This is a genomic window from Bradyrhizobium sp. P2_E8, assembly GCF_056403875.1.
Window position 1 is genome coordinate 1 of sequence record NZ_JBFUES010001724.1, and the last position, 810, is coordinate 810.

An 810-nucleotide genomic window follows, 5' to 3' on the forward strand; every position below is an offset into this window, starting at 1 on the left:
CCGCCGAATGGTCGGACTACCAGTGCGTCGACGACGATTGCGAGGCCGTCGCCTCGATCTGCCATTCGCTGGACGGCCTTCCGCTGGCCATCGAATTGGCGGCAGCCCAGATTGGCAGGTTCAATCCTCGCGAACTGGTGGCGCTGCTCGACCAGAAGCTGGGTTTTCGCGCCCCAAGCGCCGATGGCGCGCCGCCGCGCCATGAAACCCTGATGGCAACGATCGACTGGAGCTTMCGGCTGTTGTCGCAGAAAGAAGCGAGACTTTTCGCCTTGCTGTCGGTGTTCAGCGACGCGTTCGAGGTCGAGGATGCGGTTTTCGTTGCGGAGGCAGCGGGGCTCATGCCGGTCGACGTCGTCACCGGCCTGGGCAGTCTCGTCGCCAAATCGCTTTTGAGCGCCGAGGCTCGGGGAGCGAGCCTGCGCTACCGGTTGCTCGACAGCACACGGCGCTATGCGGCCGAATGGCGTCAGGCTGATCCGGACTGCGGCCTGGCGCTGCGTCGCCATGCACAGCGTGTCCTCGCGCTTTTCGAACAGTCCGAGGAGGAGTGGAACTGGCGCGAGCCGGCCGATTGGACCGAGCGCTACCTCGGTCGCATCGCCGATCTGAGAGCTGCGCTTTCTTGGGCATTCGGCGAGGAAGGCGATACCCTTCTCGGAATCAGGCTCACGGTTGCGGCGATCACCTTGTGGTCGGAAACCTCCATCCTGTCGGAAGCGCAGGCACGGTTGGAGGACGCGCTCGCCTTGGCCAAGACGGTCGCGTGCGATGATCTGTCGAAGGCAAAGCTCGCCTGCGCCCTTGGAT

Annotated in this window: 1 protein-coding gene; it reads left to right on the forward strand. The window is 64.4% G+C overall.

Annotated elements, in window-relative coordinates; genetic code table 11:
* The coding region (locus AC1D00_RS43490) for an ATP-binding protein (protein ID WP_477014979.1) at positions 1-810 on the forward strand (810 nt) is incomplete at both ends.